The organism is Shimwellia pseudoproteus (assembly GCF_016415625.1).
Taxonomy (GTDB): domain Bacteria; phylum Pseudomonadota; class Gammaproteobacteria; order Enterobacterales; family Enterobacteriaceae; genus Shimwellia; species Shimwellia pseudoproteus.
Window position 1 is genome coordinate 1 of record NZ_WBXP01000046.1, and the last position, 20074, is coordinate 20074.

Consider the following 20074-nt stretch of genomic DNA (forward strand, 5'->3'; position numbering starts at 1 on the left):
TGACGAAAGCAGGTATGCCTGAAAGTGTGCGTATTGCCTGAAAACACAACCCGCTACGGGGGAGACTTACCCGAAATCTGATTTATTCAACAAAGCCTCAGTTACGCGTAAAAACAAGGGGATCTGCATCCCCTCTTTTTTACCGCTGGTTGCCGCAATTATCGACTTACCCCAGCAATGATTCAATCCGTTCCCTGAACTTCTGCCCTTCTTTCAGGTTGCGCAGCCCGTACTGGACAAACGCCTGCATGTAGCCCATTTTCTTGCCACAGTCGTAACTTTGCCCGGTCATCAGCATCGCTTCAACCGGATGATACTGATTCATGGCAGAAATCGCATCAGTCAACTGGTAACGGCCCCAGGCACCGGGCTGTACTTTCTCAAGTTCAGCCCAAATGTCCGCCGACAGCACATAGCGGCCCACGGCCATCAAATCAGAATCCAGGGTCTGTGGCTCATCGGGTTTCTCGATGAAGTCCACAATACGCGCCACCTGGCCTTCGTTTTCCAGCTTCTCATCGGTGCTGATAACAGAATATTCAGACAGATCGCCGGCCATACGCTTAGCCAGTACCTGGCTACGGCCATTGTCGTTAAAACGCGCAACCATGGCGGCCAGATTGTAGCGCAGCGGATCCGCAGTCGCATCATCCAGAATAATGTCCGGCAGCACCACCACAAATGGATTTTCGCCGATCAACGGCTTCGCGCACAGGATAGAGTGACCCAGCCCCAGAGCATGGCCCTGACGCACGTTCATGATGGTCACCCCTGGCGGGCAGATAGATTTAACTTCAGCGAGCAGCTGGCGTTTCACACGCTGTTCAAGCAGCGCTTCCAGCTCGTAAGAGGTGTCAAAGTGGTTTTCAACGGCATTTTTGGATGAATGTGTAACCAGTACAATCTCTTTGATCCCCGCCGCGACAATCTCGTCAACAATGTACTGAATCATCGGTTTATCGACAATCGGCAACATTTCCTTAGGAATCGCTTTGGTCGCTGGCAACATATGCATTCCCAGTCCAGCAACAGGGATAACCGCTTTTAAATTAGTCATTTTCAATCCCACCTCAAAATGGTTGGTGAATTATAGCCTTTTCGTGCTGCGAAGCCAGCAGGTTTTACGCATCAACAAACGCACCGCGCCGCAGGCCCGCGACAAAAGGACTGGTGCAGGCAAAATACCGGTCAGGGACGCAGAGTTAGCCAGGAATTATCGTAAATGTCCTCATTCGCAGCCGTATTTTTTACCGCAAAATCAGCCCGCCACCCGCCAGGTGGGTGAATAATACGTCCCCCCTTGCCGCCACAGGCCAATAACCAGCGAGGTATTGCGCTAATGAAAGCCCATAAAATATTTATAAATATCAATAAATTACATAATCAACATCGGTAATCATCATGCGTTGATGTATTTTGTCAGTCGTGAAAAGAGACTACATTTGCTGCTATTTTATTCTGCCAGTAATTATCCGCTGCCATAAAAAAACCGCTTAAGATATATAAAAATTCCTGCCCTTAGCCTTAATCAATCAACCCTGTTGATAGTTCCCCGGTGGTTAATTGCGAATATTCTTAATAATAAACCCTGTGAAAATTAGCTATATCGTCAACTCATGTTAAATAAATATTTTTTTATGCGTAAATAAGTTACTTATTGTGCTATTTAGGTTATTAACCGCCCAAAAATAGCGCACTTATTGCACGATAATATCTTTGCTATCTGCATTTCAATCGCAGCATTTCCACGACGCCGGCCCATAACCGGTGCAAATATTGCAATTATTACGAGAGTTATCCATCCTGTAACTGTGACATTCGTCATGTTAATAAAGGTAACCACATTTTTTTATGGAATGGCTCGTCGATCCATCGATCTGGGCAGGGCTTGTCACCCTGATTGTTATTGAGCTGGTGCTGGGCATCGATAATTTAGTTTTTATTGCTATCCTGGCGGAAAAGCTCCCCGCCAGGCAGCGCGATCGCGCCCGGGTAACCGGCCTGGTGCTGGCAATGCTGATGCGCCTTGTCCTGCTGGCGTCCATTTCATGGCTGGTGACCCTGACCACTCCCCTCTTCAGCATTCGGGGGTTTAGCTTCAGTGCCCGGGATCTGATAATGCTATTTGGCGGGCTATTCCTGTTGTTTAAAGCCACCATTGAGCTTAATGAGCGCCTGGAAGGGAAAGACCACGAGAATGTGACCCAGCGCCGGGGCGCCAGATTTTGGCCGGTGGTGGCGCAAATTGTGATTCTGGACGCGGTGTTCTCCCTCGATTCGGTCATTACCGCCGTCGGGATGGTCGAGCACCTCGCGGTGATGATGGCGGCGGTTATCGTTGCTATGTCGCTGATGATCCTGGCCAGCAAACCGATCACCCGCTTTGTTAACAGCCACCCGACCATTGTTATCCTGTGCCTGAGCTTCTTACTGATGATTGGCTTTAGCCTGGTGGCCGAAGGGTTTGGGGTGATTATTCCCAAAGGCTATCTGTACGCGGCCATTGGCTTTTCGGTGATTATCGAGTCCCTGAATCAGCTGGCCATTTTCAACCGGCGGCGCTTTCTTAGTGCAAACCTGTCTTTACGCCAGCGTACTGCAGAGGCCGTCATGCGCCTGCTCAGCGGCCGCCAGGAAGAGGCTGAACTGGACCCGGATACTGCCCATCTGGTTGCCGGCGGCAGTAATAACACCATTTTTAACCCCCAGGAACGCCGGATGATCGCCCGGGTTCTCAAGCTCAACCAGCGCACCGTCAGCAGTATTATGACCTCACGCCATGATATTGAGCACATCGATCTTAGTGAGCCTGAAGCCACCGTTCGTGAGCTGCTGGATAAGAACCAGCACACCCGGCTGGTGATCACCGAAGGGGCGGACAACCCTATCGGGGTGGTGCACGTGATTGATCTGCTACAGCAATTACTGCACGGCCAGCCACTGGATCTGCGGGCATTGCTCCGCCAGCCGCTGGTTTTCCCGGAGGGATTACCCCTGCTGCACGCCCTCGAACAATTCCGCCACGCCCGCACCCACTTCGCGTTTGTCGCCGATGAGTTTGGTTCTGTAGAGGGGCTGGTAACACTCAGCGATGTAACGGAAACCATTGCCGGTAATCTGCCGAATGAGGTTGATGAAACCGACGCCCGCTACGATATCCATAAAAACAGCGATGGCAGCTGGACCGTTAACGGCCATATGCCGCTTGATGACCTGGTACAAATCATTCCGCTGCCGCTGGACAGCAAACGTGAATACCATACGGTTGCCGGTCTGCTGATGGAATATCTACAGCATATCCCGGCCCCAGGCGAATATATTGTGGTGGGGGGCTATCAAATACGTACCGATGAGGTAGACAGCCACCGGGTGCAAAAAGTCACTATTATCCCCCCAGCCCCTGCCGGTATGCTTGACTACGAAGTGTAAGCCGTGCCGCTGGCGGGATCAAAAAAGGCCGGAATATCCGGCCTTTTTATTTTATTTACGGTTACAGCTTATCGAGCAACTGCTTGATATCCTTGCCCCGATTAGTGTCTTTATTGCGATCCGCCCAGTTCTTCAGGCGCTGTTTCGCTTCATCCTGTAACTGTTTACGCAGCATCTGATCCACCTGCAGGTTGTAACTCAAATGCTGCCACGGGCCATAAACCCGCAGCGGAATAGCCGTACGTTTGAGCAGCTCAACCAGCCGGTTATCGCCCTGCCAGCCGCCGGTCACCATAATACTGAACTGGGAATCGCACAGCTGCTGGTTGAGATCCAGGGTACCGTTGCCGGTAAGGCTCAGCATCTTCGATTTCCCGGCCATATTCTGGAAAGCCAGGGTGCCGTTATGCAGCACGGCATCCGCGGTAAACTCACTGAGGATCGTGGCGTCATCATAGTTCTGTTGTGCTTTCACATCACTACGATTACGCACCACCGCCTGCTGGATCATCTGCTGGAAATTCATCCCCTGCATGCGGGAGTCCTGCATACTGATCCGGGCTTTCCCCTGCCAGTTCTGGCGGAAGTCCAGCGCATCAAAACTCGTACCGCTAAATGCACCGTCCAGGGAGACTTTACCGGTGAGCGCCAACGGATAGTGAAACGCCGTCAGGATGGGGCCAATCTCGACATTATCAATTTTTGGCGCCACGGTGATTTGCTGATTCGCCGTCCGGGCATCGAGGGTGGCCGGCAGGCTAAGGGTACCGCTGCCGGAGCGGCCTTCCAGTTTACTGATGGTGGCCAGCCCCAGCTTGTTCTGGGCGGCAAGGGCCACGTCGTTAAAGGTCAAACCGCGCCAAATCACTTCACTGGCATTGAGTGCCAGGTTACCGATAAAGCCCTGCAATGCTGACATCTCAGGCTGATCCAGCCCACCAGAGATAACCGGGCGCGGCAGGGATTTTGGCTCACTGCCCTGCGCCGGGGAACGCGAATTACCGCCCGATACCGGCGCAGTGTCGTGGCTGACCAGCAAATTATCCAGATTCAGCCGCGGTGAAGACAGCGCCATCTGCCATTGAGGGGTCTGGGTGAGATTGACTGAAAAACTACCGTTAAAAGTACTGTCATTTGCGGTAAGACCAAAGTCCGTCACCGCCAGTTTTTTATCCGCTTCCAGCCAGGAGAGCTGCATTTTCCCCATGCCGCGGATCCCCTGGGGCGGAAGATCGGCCCCCTGGTACTGGTAACTGATATTGGTGAAGTTTGCGCGCAGAATATGCGGGTAGCTACTGGCATCCAGCCCGGCGTCCATCGCCAGGGTAAGATCGCGCTGATCGCGATTGATACGGGCACTGAACGTCAGTTGTCCCTGGTGATTTTCGTTCTGCTCCATTTGCAGATTAATATCGCGCACCGTGATCTGCTCATCGGCCGCATGCTGGAAAACCAGCAAACTGTCGGTAACCGACAACTTACCGATATCAAAAGACCAGCCGCGCCCCAGATCAACCGGAATACCCTCGCTGTCATTACCCGGCTGTTTCGGCGCCCCCTGAGGGCGTCGCGCTTCGGTTTCCGGGCTAAGTTCAATCACCGCCCGTTTGAGCATCACCTGATCAACGGATAACTGATGGGAAAGCAGCGGCCAGAGCGCCACATCAAGGCGCATATTTTCGGCGCTGATCAGCGGATGGGTCGCCCCCGGGGCCGTCAGTTGCATACGCCCGGACAAAATACTCAGCTTCGGCCAGACATGCCAGCGCAGCCCGCCGTCAAGGGTCAGCTGATAACCACTGCGCTGTTCGACTTCCCGCACCATATAGGCCCGAAAATCATTCGGGTTAACCATTAACACCAGCGCTGACAGGCCGACCACCAGCACAACCAGCAGGATCATCAGCGTGGTTATAAATCGTCTCATGAATTCCTCTGCGCCACTAAAAGGAAAGGTTATTCCCCGCTCCCATCAGGACTTATTTATACACCAGCGAAACCAGTCGGCATCCGGCATTGCCGCCGCCCCTGATTTCAGGCTGGCCTCACCAGCAACGCCTGCCGGATCAGACGCTCAGTCTTTATCAATACGGCTGGCGACAGCACCCTGCTGATCGCGATATTTCGCATCCTGGCGGCGATTATAAGGCCGGGCTGCCGGGCCGGATAGTGGCTCGAAGCTCAGCGCGCCGATCATCATCCCCGGACGCAGCGCCAGGGGCAATTTCCCGGAATTATAAAACTCCAGCACAATGCAGCCCTGCCAGCCGGGATCAATACGGTGCGCCGTCACGTGTACCATCAGCCCCAGACGGGCAAGCGAAGAGCGGCCATCCAGCCAGCCGACCAAATCCGCAGGTAGCGTAACAGATTCCAGGGTCACCGCCAGCGCCAGTTCTCCGGGGTGCAGGTAAAACGCATCCCCTTCCGCTAACACTATTTCATCACTCATCACCCTGTCGAGTGCCGCGCTGACCTCATCTTTTGGTCCGCTCAAATCGATAAACGCCGCCGTATGGCCGCGAAAAGTACGAAAGTTATTTCCCAGGCGAACATCCACCGTGGCGCCATTAATCCGCTCAACGGGGGGGCGTGGCGTAATAGATAACCGGCCGTCATTGAGCCAGGCTTCAATATCGCGATCGCAAAGACGCATTACAGATCTCCTTTCATTTTTCTGCCGTTACCTTGCCACAGCCCGCCAGTATTGACCAGAAGGCCGTTACACTGCCGCGGCCTCTACCCGGTGAAAGCCGCAGCGCCAGCGGGTACTACTCAAAGAACTGACTGATTTTCGCTTTCAGAATATCAATCGCAATCCGGTTCTCGCCGCCGCGCGGCACAATAATGTCGGCATATTGTTTTGACGGATCGATAAACTGCAGGAACATCGGACGCACGGTTTTCTGATATTGCGCCATAACAGAATCCATCGACCGGCCACGCTCATTCACATCACGTTTAATACGGCGCATCAGGCAGATATCCAGCGGCGTATCCACGAAAATAGAAAAATTCATCTCTTCACGCAGGCGAGCATCGGTGAGTAATAAAATCCCTTCGAGGATGATCACTTTCTTCGGCTCCATATGCACCGTTTCCGCAGTACGGGTGTGCTCAACGTAGCTGTATACCGGTAATTCAATAGGCAGGCCCGCTTTCAGCATTTGCAGGTGCTGAAACAACAGGCTGTGATCCATAGCATTAGGATGGTCGTAGTTGGTTTTGATTCGCTCTTCCATCGACAAATGGCTTTGGTCTTTGTAATAGCAATCTTCCGGTATAACACCAATGTGTTCATCACCGACTTGTTCGCGTAGCTCCCGGTAGAGTGTGCTGGCAATTAAACTTTTCCCTGAAGCTGAAGCACCGGCGATCCCGACGATGACGCATTGATGAGACTTGTCAGTCATAGAATTAACGACCTGATTAACGAAATTGAGGAGGGGGCTCTGTGGCACCAAACGCGGCAATTATAGGGATCAGCGTAAGCCAGTACCAGTCAAATGTGTCAGAAATAGTCCCTCACCCGGCACGCCCCTGCGCAAACGTCTTTTCTCCCGCCAACTCACAGAGTTGTAACTTATTTGCAAATAATCTGTTAGCAAATGGAATATATGGCATAAAATTGAAGAAAAACACCGAATAGTGCAATAAATAACGACTTGGCGGCCCCATTGGTCATGATTAATACCCTGCATAAAGCCACACCCCCACTTCCACCGCAAATAATGATCCCGTTATTTGCGGTGATTTGCTTTTTCTGCGCGTTATTTTCGATGGTGCTGGCAGAAAGCAACAGCGTGCTGACCCCGCTCTGGTTACCCACGGCACTGATGATGATCGCCGCCTTCCACCTGCCGCTACGCCACTGGCCTGGGGTACTGCTGTGCTGCACCCTCGGGGCAATACTGGCCAATGCCCTGTTCTACCCGGGCACCCTGCGCGATTCGCTGCCCTTTTACGTCATCAATGTGATTGAAGCGCTGATCGGCGCCACGCTATTACGTACCCGGTTAACAATGGAAAATCCGCTGAAAAACCTCAGCGACTGGGGCCAACTGGTGCTGTGCTGCGCGGTGATCCCCCCCGTGATTGGCGGGGTGCTGGTGACCGGGCTGGGGCTTAGTGAGCGCACGCTGCATACCTTTTTCACCTGGGTGCTTTCAGAGTCAATCGGCGCACTGGCCATGGTGCCACTTGGGCTGGTGATAACTCGCCAGCATCTGGCGCGTTATCACCAGCCGCGGCTACTGGCAGAGTTGCTCATCACCCTGATAATAACCCTGCTGCTGTGCTGGCTGGCGCTCCATTTCCTGCCCTGGCCGTTTACCTTTGTTATCCTGATAACGCTGTGGAGTGCGGTGCGCCTGCCGCGTATGGATGCGTTTCTTATTTTCCTCGTCACCCAGTTAGTTATCTCCATGTTGGTGTCGTTTAACCCGTCGCTGCTGCTGCTCAATAATATTCGCGCCCTGCACAACGCCTCCTGGCTGCCTTTTCTGATGGTGTTGCTCCCCGCCAATATGCTGACCATGGTGATGTACGCCTCCCGGGAGGAGCGTAAACACATTGCCGAAAGCGAAATCCGCTTTCGCAATGCGATGGAGTATTCCGCCATTGGTATGGCGCTGGTGTCACTGAATGGCCAGTGGATGCAAGTCAACAAATCCCTGTGTAAATTCCTCGGGTACAGTAGCGACCAGATGATGTCGCTGAATTTCCAGAAGATAACCCACCCGGATGATCTGAATGCCGATCTGGTCCTGCTGGAGCGGCTGATCGGCGGCGAGATAAACCATTACGCTATGGAGAAACGCTACTTGCGCCATGACGGCACCCCGGTATGGGCACTGCTGGCGGTCTCTTCAGTGCGGGACGCCAGCGACAGCCTGCTCTATTTTATTGCCCAGATAGAAGATATTAACGAGCTGAAACTGGCCGGGATAGCCAACCAGCGGCTCCACGAAGCGCTGTATCAGGAAAAAGAGCGGCTGCATATCACGCTCCATTCGATAGGCGAAGCGGTACTCTGCACCGACGATCAGCTACAAATCACCTTTATGAACCCGGTGGCGGAGAAACTCAGCGGCTGGGAGCAACAGAGCGGGCTCGGGCAGCCACTGCAGGAGGTCTTACAGCTCACCCAGGGGAAATCGGGCCCGGTGGTTGAGGATCTGCTCCACCACGACAGCTCACGCCCCGCCCTGGAGCAGGATGTGGTACTGCACTGCCGCCGCGGGGGCCACTACGATATCCACTACCGCATTACCCCGCTGAAAACCCGGGAAGGCCAGAATATTGGTTATGTGCTGGTCATCCAGGACGTCAGCGAATCCCGCAGTATGATGCGCCAGCTCAGCTACCGGGCCAGCCACGATGGCTTAACCCGGCTGGCCAACCGGGTCAGTTTTGAGCACTACCTGGATCACCTGCTGAGCAACTACCCGCATTCCGCACAACAACATGTGCTGGGGTTTATCGATCTTGACCATTTCAAGCAGGTCAACGATGTGGCAGGCCACGCCGCCGGGGACGCGTTGCTGTGCGAGCTGTCCGCGTTGATGCAAAATCAACTGCGCAGCAGTGATTTCCTGGCGCGCCTGGGGGGCGATGAGTTTGCCATTATCCTGCCCCACTGCCTGCTGGCCGATGGGCAGCGGGTAATTGCGGATATTGTCAGGGCCATCAATGGCTATCACTTCCAGTGGGGGGGGCAAACGTTCCGTATTGGCGCCAGTGCCGGGGTAACCCAAATCAACACCGATAACTGCCAGGCCAGCGAGCTGATGGCCCAGGCAGATATCGCCTGTTATCACTCAAAACATAATGGCCGTGGCCGGGTGAGCCCGTTTATTGCCGAACCGGACCAGAGCGCCGCCACCGCTGCCCCACCGCTCCAGCACCTGATGGCGCGCTGGCTGGGGCACCACCCGCCAGCATTAACTGCCCAGCCCGTGCTGCATACCGATGTCCCGGACAGTTGCAGCTTTTGGCGAGTCTTCTGGCACTGGCCTGCCGACGCGCTGCGCGACGCCCCTTTTACCCCGATGGCGCTGGCCTCCCGGGATGAGTCGCTGATCAGCGAATTTGACTGTGCCCTGGCCCGGGAGTTTGTCGAAAATTATGCCCGCCGGGTCAGCCTGAAAGGGATAACCGTCTCCCTGCCGCTCTCGCTCACCACCTTGTCAAGCCCAGAGCGTTTCCGCCAGTGGCTGGCCCTGCTGGAGCCGGTAGCGCTCCAGCCCCGGCACATCCTGGTGGAAATTCCCGCCACCGCCTGCCGCGCCCCACAACCCGCGGCGGTACACAGCGCACTGAATACGCTGCGCCAGCGCGGCTGCGAAATTATCGCACTGCTGCCCGCCAACCAGGCGGATGCTGTCGGCCAGTTGGATCCCGCGCTGATCAGTTATGTGTTGATCGATCCCGGCCAGGTTCAGAACATTCACGACAGCCCGGTGGACGGTATGATGGTCACCATGATCCATAACCATAGCCGCCGTCATAATCTGATCAGTATCGCGGGGCCGGTCACCCTGCCCGCCGCGGCGGAGGCCCTGAAAAGCATCGGCGTCAACCTGATGTACGGTGATGCTATCCAGCCCCAGCAGCCCCTGGATCAGTTGCTCTCTTCCAGCTACTTCGCGATTAACTGATCGGGCTGCCAGCTCTCCTGGTGCCAGATCTGCAAAAGCGCATAAGAGCGCCAGGGCTGCCAGCGCTGAGCATATTTGCGGATCAGCGCTGTGGTCATACCGGGGAACCGTTTTTTGATCAGGTAATCATCCGCGAGGAAAATATCCACCACCTGCCAGCCCCGCAGGGCAAAGTAGTTCGCGGTCCATGGGCCAATCCCCGGGTAGCGGGTTAGCGCCTTGATCCCCGCCAGCGGGTCCGCCGGGGCCTGTAACGGAAAGTGCCCATCCAGACAGGCCCGGGCGATATGTATCAGGGACTGGGCCCGGGTAAGCGGCATCCCCATGGCCTTTAATAACAGTGGATCCGCCGCCGCCAGTTGCGCCGGTCCCGGAAAAGCAGACCAGCCCGGATTATCCTCCAGCGGCGCCCCCAGTTGCGCCACCAGCCGGGTGGTTAACCGGGCCGCCATAGCGACACTCACCAGTTGCCCGAGCACTGCCCGAATAATCTGTTCAAAAGGGTCCATACACCCCGGCAGGCGGATACCCGGGTGAGGGGCCGCCAGTACCCCAAGGGCACCGTTCATCTCAGCTACCGGGCAGTCCAGATCCAACAACCGGCGGACCCGCCCCAGGACAGTGTCTGCCACCGGCATCAGGCCAGGGCTCAGCGCCACCCGAACCCCCTGCCCGGCCACATCCGGCGCCACCGACACCAGCCCCCGGTGCTCACCTATCGCCAGCGCACGCTGGTAACCCGCCGGGGTCACCCGATCAATACCGGCCACAGTACGGGCGCCGAGGAATCCCAGCATCCAGCCCCAGTCGTAGGGGGGCTGCCAGTGCAATTCAAACATGGTCTCTTTATCCTTATGCTCAGGGGCGTGCTCAGCGGCCACATCCTCTTGCCGCCAGGCTCACATTCCGCTAAAGTCCCCCCCCTTCTTCACGGCATGGGGACGATTCATGTTTATTGGTTTTGACTACGGCACTGCAAACTGTTCTGTCGCCGTCATTCGCGATGGCCAGCCGCAGATGCTGGCACTGGAAAACGGTGCACCTTTACTACCCTCAATGATCTGCGCCCCCACCCGGGAGTCCGTCAGCGAATGGCTGTGGCGCCACCACGAAGTGCCCACCCTGGGGGACGAAAATCAGGCGCTGTTACGCCGCGCGATGAATTATAACCGTGATGAAGACATCCGTGTGCTGCCCGGAAGTGTCCAGTTCGGCCTGCAATCTCTGGCGCAATATATGGACGACCCGGAAGAGGTCTGGTTCGTTAAATCCCCAAAATCATTCCTCGGTGCCAGCGGGTTAAAACCCCAGCAAGTGGCGCTGTTTGAAGATCTGGTTTGCGCCATGATGCTGCACATCCGCCACCAGGCGGAGCAGCAGGCAGACGATAACATCGATCAGGCCGTTATTGGCCGGCCGATTAACTTCCAGGGGCTGGGCGGCGAAGAGTCTAACCAGCAGGCAGAAGGTATCCTCGCGCGCGCCGCCCGCCGGGCCGGTTTTCGCGATGTGGTGTTCCAGTTTGAACCGGTCGCCGCCGGGCTGGACTTTGAAGCCACCCTCGATAAAGAACAGCGGGTGCTGGTGGTGGATATTGGCGGGGGGACCACGGACTGCTCATTACTGCTGATGGGCCCCCAGTGGCGCAATAAACGCGAGCGCCAGGAGAGCCTGCTGGGGCACAGCGGCTGCCGTATCGGCGGTAACGATCTGGATATCATGATAGCCTTCCGGCAACTGATGCCGTTACTGGGCATGGGCGGCCAGACAGAGAAAGGCACCGCCCTGCCGATCCTGCCCTGGTGGAACGCGGTGGCCATCAACGATGTGCCCGCCCAGAGTGATTTTTACAGCACCGCCTGTGGCCGGTTGCTGGCGGACCTGGTGCGCGATGCCCGCCAGCCGGAGCACGTCGCCCTGCTACAAAAAGTCTGGCGCCAGCGCCTGAGTTACCGCCTGGTCCGCAGCGCCGAAGAGAGCAAAATTGCCCTTTCCAGCCAGCCGGAATGTGGGGTCAGCCTCGATTTTGTGCGTGAGAATCTGCACACCCTGATCCAGCAGGCGGATCTTGAAGCGGCGGTGAATCAGCCGCTGCAACGTATCCTTGAACAGGTGACCCTCGCCCTCGATACCAGCAATGAAACGCCGGACGTTATCTATCTGACCGGGGGCAGCGCCCGCTCACCGCTGATCCGCCAGGCGCTCGCCGGATTGCTGCCCGGGCTGCCGATTATGGGGGGTAACGACTTCGGCTCCGTTACCGCAGGCCTCGCCCGCTGGGCTGAGGTGATGTTCCGTAAATAACCCCTGCGCTGGCCCCTGCGGGGGTCAGTTTATTCCGAAAAACCACCGAATTATGGGGGAATTATCCCCTATGGCATCCTGGCAGCCCCCGCTTCCACATTTCCTTCATTTTTCGACGCCCCCGACTGGCTAAACTAGTAATATTACGCACCAAAGTATGATTTCAGGAAGAGAACTACACCACTTATGAAAGGCTCAAAGCACTCTCGTTGGATCTGGCTGAGCAGCACAGCAATCATTGTGATTGCCGCGTTGCTTTTCTGGCGTACCCACTCTTCAGCACCAGACGCCAGCGCAACGGGTAAATCCCAGGCGAGCGGTCAGTCACAAGGTGGTGGCAGACACGGCGGGCGCAATAGCGGCCCCCTGGCACCGGTGCAAGCCGCCATGGCCGTCAACCAGGCCGTGCCGCGCTATTTAACCGGCCTCGGCACGGTGACCGCGGCAAATACCGTGACAGTACGTAGCCGGGTGGACGGCCAGTTGATGGCTATCCACTTTACCGAGGGCCAGCAAGTAAAAGCCGGCGATTTACTGGCAGAAATCGACCCCAGCCAGTTTAACGTCGCCCTCGCCCAGGCCCAGGGGCAACTGGCCAAAGATCAGGCCACCCTCGCCAATGCCCGGCGGGATTTAGCCCGTTATCAGCAACTGGTCAAAACCAACCTGATTTCCCGCCAGGAGCTGGATACCCAACAGGCCCTGGTCAGTGAAACCCTCGGCACCATCAAAGCCGATCAGGCCAGTGTTGCCAGCGCCAGGCTGCAACTGGAATGGAGCCGAATCAGCGCGCCTATCGACGGCCGGGTCGGCCTCAAACAAGTGGATATCGGCAACCAGATCTCCACCAGCGATACCACCGGGATTGTGGTGCTGACCCAAACCCACCCGATTGATGTCGTCTTCACCCTGCCGGAAGGCAATATTGCCACCATCGTGCAGGCCCAGAAGGCGGGTAAAACCCTGAGCGTAGAAGCCTGGGACCGCACCAACACCCAAAAACTGAGCGATGGCCACCTGATGAGTCTGGACAACCAGATTGACACCACCACCGGGACCATCAAGCTGAAAGCCCGCTTTACCAACCAGGACGATGCCCTGTTCCCGAACCAGTTTGTCAACGCCCGGTTACTGGTGGACACCGAGCAAAACGCCGTGGTGATCCCTACCGCCGCACTGCAAATGGGCAGTGAAGGCCACTTTGTCTGGACCCTGGGCGAAGACAATAAAGTCAGCAAACATCTGGTGACCATCGGCATTCAGGACAGCGAGAAAGTCGTGGTCAGCGCCGGGTTATCTGCCGGTACCCGGGTCGTGACCGACGGTATTGACCGCCTGACTGACGGAGCCAAAGTCGAAGTGGTTGACGCGCACAGCGACAGCGCCGCGCCGGCCACCGGCGCACCGGCCGATCAGCCAGCATCCCGTGAAGGCAAAGCGCATGCTCACCGGCAGGGGACGCAGTCCTGATGCAGGTACTTCCTCCTGGCGCTACCGGCGGCCCGTCACGCCTGTTTATTTTGCGCCCTGTGGCGACCACCCTGCTGATGCTGGCCATTTTGCTGGCCGGTATTGTCGGCTACCGCTTTCTGCCTATCTCCGCCCTGCCGGAGGTGGACTACCCGACGATTCAGGTTGTCACCCTGTACCCCGGGGCCAGCCCGGACGTGACCACCTCTGCCATTACCGCCCCGCTGGAGCGCCAGTTCGGCCAGATGTCCGGGCTGAAACAGATGTCTTCCAGCAGTGCCGGTGGTGCGTCGGTTGTCACACTGCAGTTTGATATCAATCTGTCTCTCGACATTGCCGAGCAGGAAGTCCAGGCGGCCATCAACGCGGCCACCAACCTGCTGCCCACTGACCTGCCTAACCCGCCGGTATACAGCAAAGTCAACCCCGCAGATCCGCCCATCATGACCCTGGCCGTCACCTCCACGGCCCTGCCAATGACCCAGGTCGAGGATATGATTGAGACCCGGGTCGCCCAGAAAATATCGCAGGTCTCCGGCGTCGGGCTGGTGACCTTGTCCGGCGGCCAGCGGCCCGCTGTGCGGGTAAACCTGAATGCTCAGGCCATTGCATCACTGGGCCTGACCAGCGAAGACATCCGCACCGCCATCAGTAATGCCAACGTGAACTCCGCCAAAGGGAGCCTGGATGGCCCGCAACGGGCGATCACGCTATCCGCTAACGATCAGATGCAGTCTGCCGATGAGTACCGCAAACTGGTGGTGGCGTGGCAAAACAACGCCCCGGTATACCTTGGTGATGTGGCGACCGTTGATCAGGGGGCGGAAAACAGCTGGCTGGGGGCCTGGGCCAACAAAAAACCGGCCATTGTACTGAATATTCAACGCCAGCCCGGGGCGAATATTATCGCCACCGCCGACAGTATTCGCGCAATGCTGCCGGCCCTGACCTCCAGCCTGCCAAAATCAGTCAATGTGCAGTTACTGGCCGATCGCACCAGCAATATTCGCGCCTCAGTCACCGATACCCAGCATGAGCTGTTGCTCGCCATCTCGCTGGTGGTGATGATAATCTACCTGTTTCTGCGTAATGTGCCGGCCACGATTATTCCCGCCGTGGCGGTGCCGCTCTCCCTGGTGGGCACCTTCGCCGCGATGGTCTTTCTTGATTTCTCGATAAACAACCTCACCCTGATGGCCCTGACCATTGCCACCGGCTTCGTGGTGGATGACGCCATCGTGGTTATCGAGAACATTTCACGCTATATCGAACGCGGCGAAAAACCGCTCCAGGCGGCGCTGAAAGGGGCCGGTGAGATAGGCTTTACCATTATCTCCCTGACCCTGTCGCTGATTGCAGTACTGATCCCGCTGTTGTTTATGGGGGATATTGTCGGGCGGCTGTTCCGGAAATTTGCCGTCACCCTGGCGGTGTCGATTTTGATTTCCGCCGTGGTGTCGCTGACCCTGACCCCCATGATGTGCGCCCGCCTGCTGAGCCATGAATCGCTGCGCAAGCAGAACCGGTTCTCCCGGGCCTGTGAGCGGGTATTCGAGCGGATCATTGAGTATTACGGCCACGGGCTGCGCCGGGTGCTGAATCATCCCTGGCTGACCCTTAGCGTGGCCATTGGCACCTTATTTCTGACGGTGTTGCTGTGGGTGGTTATTCCGAAAGGCTTCTTCCCAATTCAGGATAACGGCATTATTCAGGGGACGTTACAAGCCCCGCAGTCGGTATCGTTTGCCAATATGGCCCAGCGCCAGCAGCAGGTTGCCGCGATAATCATGCAAGATCCCGCCGTCGAAAGCCTGACATCGTTTATCGGGGTTGACGGCACCAACCCGGCGCTCAATACCGGCCGCCTGCAAATTATGCTCAAACCCCTTAACCAGCGTAGCGATCGGGTTTCAGCGGTCATTGACCGGCTACAGCAGGCAACGGCAAATATCCCCGGGGCCCAGCTGTATTTACAGCCGATCCAGGATCTGACCATCGACACCCAGGTGAGCCGCACCCAATATCAGTTCACGCTACAAACCACCTCCCTCGACGAGCTGAGCCTGTGGGTGCCAAAACTGATGGCGAAACTTAACACCCTGCCGCAGTTGTCCGATGTCAGCAGCGACTGGCAGGATCAGGGGCTGGTTGGCTACATTAATGTCGACCGCGCCAGCGCCAGCCGGTTAGGGATCAGCATGGCGGATATTGACAACGCGCTGTATAACGCCTTCGGCCAGCGGCTGATCTCCACCATTTATACCCAGGCGAACCAGTACCGCGTAGTACTGGGCCACAATATTACCGCCACCCCCGGGTTGAGCGCGCTGGATAATATTCGCCTGACCAGTAGCGACGGCGGGGCTATCCCGCTAAACAGTATTGCGAAGATTGAACAGCGTTTTGGGCCGCTGACCATCAATCACCTCGACCAGTTCCCGTCAACCACCATCTCGTTTAACGTCAACAGTAACTACGCCCTGGGTGATGCGGTAAAAGCGATTGCCGCAGCGGAAAATGAACTTGATTTGCCTTCCGATATCAGCACCCACTTCCAGGGCAGCTCGCTGGCCTTCCAGGCGGCGCTGGGCAGCACTGTCTGGCTGATTGTGGCGGCGGTCGTGGCGATGTATATCGTGCTCGGCGTGCTGTATGAGAGCTTTATCCACCCGATAACCATATTGTCCACCCTGCCTACCGCCGGAGTCGGGGCGCTGCTCTCGCTGATGCTGGCCGGCAGTGAGCTGGATGTGATTGCCATTATCGGTATCATCCTGCTGATCGGTATCGTCAAGAAAAACGCCATCATGATGATCGACTTTGCCCTCGCCGCGGAACGCGAACAGGGCATGGCCCCCCGGGAGGCTATCTATCAGGCCTGTTTATTGCGCTTTCGCCCGATCCTGATGACCACCCTGGCGGCACTGCTGGGGGCACTGCCCCTGATGCTGAGCACCGGTGTCGGGGCAGAGCTGCGCCGCCCGCTGGGGATCGGTATGGTGGGCGGGCTGATGGTCAGCCAGGTATTAACGCTGTTCACCACCCCGGTAATTTATTTGCTGTTTGACCGCCTGGCTCTGCGGATGCGTAAACGGTTTATCCACGCCCGTGAGGACGCGTAAATGAATATCTTTGCGCTGTTTATTCACCGGCCGGTGGCCACCATTCTGCTGAGTATTGCCGTCACCCTGTGTGGCCTGCTGGGGCTGAAAATGCTGCCGGTCGCGCCCCTGCCCCAGGTCGACTTCCCGGTTATTATGATCAGCGCCTCGCTGCCGGGGGCCTCCCCCGAGACGATGGCGTCCTCGGTGGCGACGCCGCTGGAGCGCGCCCTTGGCCGGGTTGCCGGGGTGAACGAGATGACGTCATCCAGCTCGCTGGGCAGCACGCGAATTATTTTGCAGTTCGATTTTAACCGCGATATCAACGGCGCCGCCCGGGATGTGCAGGCGGCGATTAACGCCGCCCAGAGCCTGTTGCCCAGCGGGATGCCCAGCCGCCCCACCTATCGTAAGGCGAACCCGTCCGATAGCCCGGTCATGATCCTGACCCTCACCTCCGACACCCTCAGCCAGGGGCAACTCTATGATGTGGCCTCTACCCAACTGGCCCAGACTATCTCCCAGATTGACGGGGTGGGCGATGTCGATGTCGGCGGCAGCTCACTACCGGCGGTGCGGATCGCGCTCAACCCCCAGGCACTGTTTAACCAGGGGGTTTCCCTGGATGACGTGCGCACCGCCATTAGCAATGCCAACGTGCGCAAGCCTCAGGGCGCCGTGGAGGACAGCAACCAGCGCTGGCAGCTCCAGACCAATGATGAGCTGAAAACCGCCGCAGAATACCAGCCGCTAATCATCCACTATAACAACGGTGCCGCCGTCCATTTGCAGGATGTGGCTGAGGTCACTAACGCGGTTGAAGATATCCGCACCGCCGGGATGACCAATGCCAAACCGGCCATTTTGCTGATGATCCGTAAATCGGCAGATGCCAATATTATTGAAACCGTTGACCGGATCCGCGCCAAAATACCGGATCTTCGCGAACAAATCCCGGCCTCGGTCGATCTGCAAATTGCCCAGGATCGCTCCCCGACGATCCGCGCCTCGTTAGAAGAGGTTGAACAGAGCCTGGTGATTTCTGTGGCGCTGGTGATTCTGGTGGTGTTCTTGTTTTTACGCTCTGGCCGGGCGACCTTTATTCCCGCCGTGGCGGTGCCGGTATCGCTGATTGGCACCTTTGCGGCCATGTATCTGTGCGGCTATAGCCTGAATAACCTGTCGCTGATGGCGCTGACTATCGCCACCGGTTTCGTGGTCGATGACGCCATCGTGGTGCTGGAGAATATTGCCCGCCATCTGGAGAGCGGTATCAAACCGCTCCAGGCCGCACTCCAGGGGGTGCGCGAAGTGGGCTTTACCGTGCTGTCGATGAGTATTTCGCTGATCGCGGTCTTCTTACCGCTGCTGCTGATGAGCGGGCTACCCGGCAGGCTGTTCCGGGAGTTTGCGGTCACCCTCACCGTGGCGATTGCTATCTCGCTGGTGGTCTCCCTCACCCTGACGCCGATGATGTGTGGCTGGTTACTTAAAGCGGAGAAAAACCGCCAGTCGCGCAAGAAAGGCTTTGGCCGCCTGCTGGTCAACCTGCAAATGCGCTATGCCATCTCCCTCAAATGGGTGCTCAACCACACCCTGCTGACGGGCTGTGTGCTGATCGCCACCATCGTGCTAAATGTCTGGCTGTATATCAATATCCCGAAGACCTTCTTCCCGGAACAGGATACCGGGGTGATTATGGGCAATATTCAGGCGGATCAGAGTATCTCGTTCCAGGCGATGCGCGGTAAATTACAGGACTTTATGCAGATTATCCGCAACGATCATGACGTGGATAATGTCACCGGCTTTACCGGCGGCTCCCGGGTGAACAGCGGCATGATGTTTATCACCCTCAAGCCGCTGGGGGTGCGCAAAGATACCGCCCAGCAAGTGATCGCCCGGCTGCGGACTAAGCTGGCCAAAGAGCCAGGAGCAAGTCTGTTTCTGATGGCGGTACAGGATATTCGGGTTGGGGGGCGCCAGTCTAACGCCAGCTACCAGTACACGTTATTGTCTGATGACCTCTCCGCCCTGCGGACCTGGGAGCCGAAGATTCGCCAGGCATTAGCCAAATTGCCACAGCTGGCGGATGTTAACTCAGATCAGCAGGATAAAGGCTCCGAAATGGACCTGACCTACGATCGCGAAACCATGGCGCGGCTGGGGATTAGCGTATCTGACGTCAATAACCTGCTGAATAACGCCTTTGGACAGCGCCAGGTATCCACTATCTATCAGCCGCTCAACCAGTACCATGTGGTGATGGAAGTCGATGAGCGCTACACCCAGGACATCAGCGCGCTGGATCAGATGTTTATCATTAATCGCGAGGGTAAATCTATCCCGCTGTCCTACTTTGCCAAATGGCAGCCCGCCAACTCCCCGCTGTCGGTGAACCATCAGGGATTGTCGGCGGCCTCGACCATTTCTTTCAACCTGCCCACCGGCATGGCGCTGTCCGACGCCAGCGACGCCATTGACCGCACCATCACCCAGCTCGGGGTGCCTAACACCGTGCGCGGTATGTGGGCCGGTACCGCACAGGTATTCCAGCAGACCATGAATGATCAGGTGGTGCTGATCCTGGCCGCCATCGCCACGGTCTATATTGTGCTGGGGATACTGTACGAAAGTTACATTCACCCACTGACCATCCTGTCCACCCTGCCATCGGGCGGTGTCGGGGCGCTGCTGGCGCTGGAGTTGTTTGATGCGCCCTTCAGCCTGATAGCGCTTATCGGCATCATGCTGCTGATAGGTATTGTGAAGAAAAACGCCATCATGATGGTGGACTTTGCGATTGAAGCCCAGCGCAATGGCAATGTCTCCCCGGAGAAAGCCATCTTCCAGGCCTGCCTGTTGCGCTTTCGGCCGATCATGATGACCACCCTCGCCGCGCTGTTCGGTGCCCTGCCGCTGGTGCTCTCCAGCGGTAACGGCGCAGAGCTGCGCCAGCCCCTGGGGATAACCATTGCCGGTGGGCTTATCGTCAGCCAGTTGCTGACCCTGTACACCACACCGGTGGTTTATTTATTCTTTGACCGGCTGCGGCTGCGTTTTCGCCGTACTCAGCATCAGAGTGACAGCCTATCAATAAGTGAGTAATGG

Annotated in this window: 11 protein-coding genes; 6 read left to right on the forward strand and 5 right to left on the reverse strand. The window is 56.9% G+C overall.

Going from position 1 to position 20074, the window contains the following annotated elements; genetic code table 11:
• Nucleotides 1-166 precede the first annotated feature (166 nt).
• Complete coding sequence (gene galF / locus F9C28_RS16355; protein WP_199016374.1) at nt 167-1057, reverse strand: UTP--glucose-1-phosphate uridylyltransferase GalF; 891 nt, start codon at nt 1055-1057, stop codon at nt 167-169.
• Nucleotides 1058-1851: 794 nt separating this feature from the next.
• Here galF and F9C28_RS16360 point away from each other — a divergent pair.
• A complete protein-coding gene (locus F9C28_RS16360) occupies nt 1852-3429 on the forward strand; it encodes a TerC family protein (protein WP_199016375.1) in 1578 nt (525 codons plus the stop codon).
• Nucleotides 3430-3490: 61 nt separating this feature from the next.
• Here F9C28_RS16360 and asmA read toward each other — a convergent pair whose 3' ends face one another.
• From asmA to udk, 3 genes are all read right to left on the reverse strand, one after another.
• A complete protein-coding gene (asmA, locus tag F9C28_RS16365) occupies nt 3491-5356 on the reverse strand; it encodes an outer membrane assembly protein AsmA (protein WP_199016376.1) in 1866 nt (621 codons plus the stop codon).
• A 147-nt stretch (nt 5357-5503) separates the two neighbouring features.
• The gene (dcd, locus tag F9C28_RS16370) at nt 5504-6085 is read right to left on the reverse strand and encodes a dCTP deaminase (RefSeq protein WP_199016377.1); all 582 of its coding nucleotides are present in this window, start codon (nt 6083-6085) and stop codon (nt 5504-5506) included.
• 115 nt (nt 6086-6200) lie between these two features.
• Nucleotides 6201-6842 carry a uridine kinase gene (udk, locus tag F9C28_RS16375; protein WP_199016378.1) on the reverse strand — a complete coding sequence of 214 codons (642 nt, stop codon included), beginning with the start codon at nt 6840-6842 and terminating at the stop codon, nt 6201-6203.
• 318 nt (nt 6843-7160) lie between these two features.
• Between udk and F9C28_RS16380 the strand changes: the two genes are divergently transcribed.
• Nucleotides 7161-10088 carry a diguanylate cyclase domain-containing protein gene (locus tag F9C28_RS16380; protein ID WP_199016379.1) on the forward strand — a complete coding sequence of 976 codons (2928 nt, stop codon included), beginning with the start codon at nt 7161-7163 and terminating at the stop codon, nt 10086-10088.
• Here the strand turns inward: F9C28_RS16380 and alkA are convergent.
• A complete protein-coding gene (gene alkA, locus F9C28_RS16385) occupies nt 10070-10927 on the reverse strand; it encodes a DNA-3-methyladenine glycosylase 2 (protein ID WP_199016380.1) in 858 nt (285 codons plus the stop codon). The genes F9C28_RS16380 and alkA overlap by 19 nt on opposite strands.
• Before the next feature lie 109 nt (nt 10928-11036).
• Between alkA and yegD the strand changes: the two genes are divergently transcribed.
• The 4 genes from yegD to mdtC all read left to right on the forward strand — a co-directional run bounded on the left by yegD (nt 11037) and on the right by mdtC (nt 20071).
• Nucleotides 11037-12392 (forward strand): molecular chaperone, encoded by a 1356-nt coding sequence (gene yegD / locus F9C28_RS16390; protein ID WP_199016381.1) that lies wholly within the window; start codon nt 11037-11039, stop codon nt 12390-12392.
• Nucleotides 12393-12578: 186 nt separating this feature from the next.
• Nucleotides 12579-13862, forward strand: a complete 1284-nt coding sequence (locus tag F9C28_RS16395; protein WP_199016382.1) for an MdtA/MuxA family multidrug efflux RND transporter periplasmic adaptor subunit — start codon at nt 12579-12581, stop codon at nt 13860-13862.
• Nucleotides 13862-16984 carry an MdtB/MuxB family multidrug efflux RND transporter permease subunit gene (locus F9C28_RS16400; RefSeq protein ID WP_199016383.1) on the forward strand — a complete coding sequence of 1041 codons (3123 nt, stop codon included), beginning with the start codon at nt 13862-13864 and terminating at the stop codon, nt 16982-16984. The genes F9C28_RS16395 and F9C28_RS16400 overlap by 1 nt, the downstream gene beginning before the upstream one ends.
• Entirely contained in the window at nt 16985-20071 is a 3087-nt protein-coding gene (gene mdtC / locus F9C28_RS16405) for a multidrug efflux RND transporter permease subunit MdtC (RefSeq protein WP_199016384.1), read from the forward strand.
• Nucleotides 20072-20074 lie beyond the last annotated feature (3 nt).